Below are 3668 nucleotides of genomic sequence, written 5' to 3' on the forward strand. Positions count from 1 at the left end.
GTCAGCAAAATACCCTCACCGGCTTCCCCGCCAGTGCATGAGCGTTACAAACGCTCAAGCCACTTCATGGACGTGCGCGTTCACCTTGTTGGCCGGTATCCGGGCTGACGGAACCACCTCCATCGCCTTCCCAAGCGCGTGTTCAAAACGCTCAGTGGCTAATGATGAAAGCTGAATGGGCTTCTGACTGGGCGTCAGGCAGCGCATTCGTCCGTTTTACCGTTGCGGGGGCAGCGCAGGTTAAAGGTCGCGGCGCCGGCAAACCAGGTTGACCTGGCGCATGGCTTTGACCCTCTCCTGCTTCCCGTTGAACTGCAGCGTGCGAACCACACTGCGGGCACCAACATGGGAGATTCTACGCGGCCGTTCCCCATGTTCGGCCGCAAACCCTACAATCAGGGCTGCCATGTCGAACCAAACCCAAATCGACCAGATCGTCGAACGCGTTGAGCGGCTCCTGTTGCGCTACGAGGAGTTGCAGCGCACCAACGAGCTCCTGGTGGAGCAGGTCGGCGTTCTGACGCACGAACGCGACTCGCTCAAATCCCGGCTCGGCGCGGCGCGTGCCCGCGTGGATGCGCTGTTGGAGCGCCTGCCCGAAACCAATGGGCACGCCGTCAAGAACACTGTAGGAACCGAGTCATGAAACAGCTCGAAGTGCAGATCATGGGCCAAAGCTATTTGCTGGGCTGCCCCGAAAATGGTGATGCCAGAATGCTGGACGCGGTGAACCGTGTTGACATGGCCATGTGCAGGATTCGCGATGCCGGCAAAATCAAGGCGCGTGACCGCATTGCCGTTCTGGCGGCGCTCAACCTCGCCTTCGAGCTCCCCGAGCGCACGCCAAACACCGCGCCCGCCCCCGCCGCTACCGCCGCTGAAACGGGCAGTGGCGCCGGCGAAGCAGCCCATCCGCAGCTCGCAGCATTACTGCAGAGGCTTGACGCAGCCCTGGGTACCGACGGCCGCCTGCTTTAAGCCCGTACAAGCCCCGCTGCCCATCACACCGCAGCTCGCGCACAGGCCCGCAAAGGCCTACAATGAATGTGTCTGCGATGCGCATTGGGCTTTATATTTCCTTGAACCAATGCTCTTCGAGCACGGGCTTGGTAAATTGTCTGGCAGGTGTGATCGTCTCGCGTCAGAYGAACCCGAAACCTGACTGCCCTCGCYCACCTGAACCCCGGTTCAGGATGACGGTCCAGTGGCACTCGCAGACACCTTTATTTTCTTGTCCAGGATCCGGCCCGGATCCTGGCCGCCAACAAAAACGACAACCGGCTTGACTGGTTTAACCGGTTGCAGGCTCTCGCCGCACCACAGCAGATTCGATGTCTCTCGAGCCCCAACTGATTGCCGAACTCCTGCTGCTGGGCCTGTGCACTGGTTTTCTGGCCGGTCTCCTGGGAATAGGCGGTGGCATGCTGATGGTGCCGTTCATCACCTTCATCCTGACCTCCAAAGGCTATCCGCAGGAATACACCGTCAAGATGGCGGTAGCCACTTCACTGGCCACTATCTGCTTCACCTCGTTGTCTTCGGTACGTGCGCACCACCGGCGCGGCGCTGTGCTGTGGCCCATCGTCCGGCTGCTGGCGCCGGGCATCCTGGTGGGGTCATTGATCGGGGCGCAGCTGGCGGTGGCCTTGCCGGGAAAAATCCTCAGTATCCTGTTCGCCATTTTTGTGGCGTTTTCCGCCACCCAGATGTTTCTGGGCCGCAAACCCAAACCCAGCCGCACCCTGCCCGGCCGCCTGGGCACTTTTGGCATGGGCGGCGTGATCGGCATGCTGTCTTCGCTGGTAGGTGCAGGCGGCGCATTCGTTTCGGTGCCCTTCATGACGTGGTGCAACGTAAAGATCCATGACGCAGTGGGAACCTCTGCGGCGCTTGGATTCCCGATTGCGCTGGCTGGCACCCTGGGCTACATCTGGGCCGGCCAGAACATGCCGCAGATGCCGCCCGGCTCCGTCGGCTTTCTTTACCTGCCAGGCCTTGTCATCGTTTCGTTGGCGAGTATTTGCACAGCGCCGCTGGGCGCGCGCACGGCTCACCGCATGGACATCCAGCCGCTGAAGAAGGTGTTCGCTGTAGTGTTGTACTTCCTGGCGGCCTATTTTCTGCTGCGTTGAACTTGTGACCCCGGCTGCCTAGCACGGCGGGGCAGCGCCGACTTGGGACGAAAGCCAATCGTCTGCTCGATCAAGGCCCCGCCATCGGCCATCAAAAAAGTCTTGAAGGCCTGCGCTACCGGTGTCAGCCGCTTGTTGCGGCGATGCACGACATACCAATTGAGCATCAGTGGAAAACCCTGCACGTCGAGCACCGTCAGACTGCCCACCTGAAGTTCGCGACTAATGGTGTGTGCCGACAGAAAACTCACACCCATGCCCGCAATCACGGCTTGTTTGATGGTTTCCGTGCTCTTGATCTCCATGGCGATGTTGAGGTCGCCCAGGTGCGCGCCGAAACCCTCCTCCATCGAATTCCAGGTGTCGGAGCCCTTTTCGCGCACGACGAAAGGTTCGCTGGCCAGGCGCGATAGCGGGATGCGCTTTTTGCTTGCCAGCGGATGGTTAGGCGCCGCGACAACAACATAAGGATGCGGTGCGAACGGTTCGCTGACTGTGTCCATGTCCAGCGGCGGGCGAACCATGACCGCCAGGTCCGTGAGGTTGTCGGTCAACTGGCTGAGGAGCTCTTCACGGTTGCAAACACCAAAGTCCAGCGTGACACCTGAGTGGCGCCGGGCGAACTCGACGAGGAGACGCGGAAAGAAATAGTCGCCGGCGCTGATCACCGCGACGTTCAGCCTGCCGCCGGAGACGCCCTTGAACTGGGCCATGGCTTCTTCCACTTCCTTGAACTGCTGGATGATGATCCGGCTGGAGTGAAGCATTTCCACGCCCGCGGGCGTGAGATGAATTTTTTTACCAAGCTGCTCAAACAGCGGAAGGCCCGCGTGGTCTTCGAGTTTGCTGACCTGGATAGATACCGCCGGCTGCGTCAGGTGCAGCTCTTCGGCGGCTCGCGAAAAGCTCAGGTTCCGCGCAACGGCCTCGAACACCTTGAGTTGGCGCAACGTCGCGTTTTTCATACCCGGCCCTTTGAAACCATAACGTTTAGATAATTAATGGTATCAAACAATTAGCAATGAATAATCGTTCGTTGTCGGCTGCGCCACGTTTCTTCCCGCTGTTCCCGCGGCTATTTCTGGTCGGCCCACCACGACTCGCCGAATTGACCTTGGAGCCAGCCGACAAATCCGCTGACCTTTGCCGGTACGAGTTGAGGCGAGGGATAAACCGCATGAATCTCCTGGGATGGCAGCATCCAGTCGTTCAGCACGGGCAACAGGGCGCCACTGCGCACTGATTCATGCGCCACATACCTGGGCAAAGCCGCCACGCCCATGCCGCCCCGTGCCGCAGCCAGCAATGCAGAGAGATTGTTCGAACGCAATGGCCCGCTCACCGAAACCGGGCGCGCGTGCCCCTCGGCCCCGGTGAAATGCCAGCGGGCGTCGCCCTGTACCGTGCTGTAAACCAGCGCGTCGTGCTTGACAAGCCCGGCGGGGTCAGCCGGGGCGCCGCGTTTTTTGATGTAGTCGGGCGACGCTACCACCACCCATGGATTGATGCCAAGATAGCGCGCCCCCAAGGTGGAGT

5 protein-coding genes, 1 other RNA gene and 1 riboswitch are annotated in these 3668 nt (G+C 60.5%); of the genes, 4 read left to right on the forward strand and 2 right to left on the reverse strand.

The genetic code is table 11. The features are described from left to right. Positions 1-73 precede the first annotated feature (73 nt). A riboswitch (cobalamin riboswitch) is annotated at positions 74-360 on the reverse strand. Between the two features lie 46 nt (positions 361-406). The 4 genes from AC1D0Z_RS17670 (at position 407) to AC1D0Z_RS17685 (ending at position 2132) form a co-directional block, all read left to right on the forward strand. Next, the gene (locus AC1D0Z_RS17670; RefSeq protein ID WP_477646586.1) at positions 407-646 is read left to right on the forward strand and encodes a DUF904 domain-containing protein; all 240 of its coding nucleotides are present in this window, start codon (positions 407-409) and stop codon (positions 644-646) included. Beyond that, entirely contained in the window at positions 643-978 is a 336-nt protein-coding gene (locus tag AC1D0Z_RS17675) for a cell division protein ZapA (protein WP_477659507.1), read from the forward strand. Before AC1D0Z_RS17670 ends, AC1D0Z_RS17675 begins: the two co-directional genes overlap by 4 nt. A 66-nt stretch (positions 979-1044) precedes the next feature. Beyond that, positions 1045-1224, forward strand: a non-coding RNA gene (ssrS, locus tag AC1D0Z_RS17680) — 6S RNA. A 107-nt stretch (positions 1225-1331) separates the two neighbouring features. Further along, positions 1332-2132 (forward strand): sulfite exporter TauE/SafE family protein, encoded by an 801-nt coding sequence (locus AC1D0Z_RS17685; protein ID WP_477659508.1) that lies wholly within the window; start codon positions 1332-1334, stop codon positions 2130-2132. On the opposite strand, the gene AC1D0Z_RS17690 is transcribed toward AC1D0Z_RS17685, so the two are convergent. After that, positions 2114-3097 carry a LysR family transcriptional regulator gene (locus AC1D0Z_RS17690; protein WP_477659509.1) on the reverse strand — a complete coding sequence of 328 codons (984 nt, stop codon included), beginning with the start codon at positions 3095-3097 and terminating at the stop codon, positions 2114-2116. The two genes, AC1D0Z_RS17685 and AC1D0Z_RS17690, sit on opposite strands and share 19 nt — an antisense overlap. A 110-nt stretch (positions 3098-3207) precedes the next feature. Beyond that, on the reverse strand, positions 3208-3668 hold a 461-nt coding region (locus AC1D0Z_RS17695), incomplete at its 5' end, for a substrate binding domain-containing protein (RefSeq protein ID WP_477659510.1).

The organism is Polaromonas sp. P1_E3 (genome assembly GCF_056405935.1).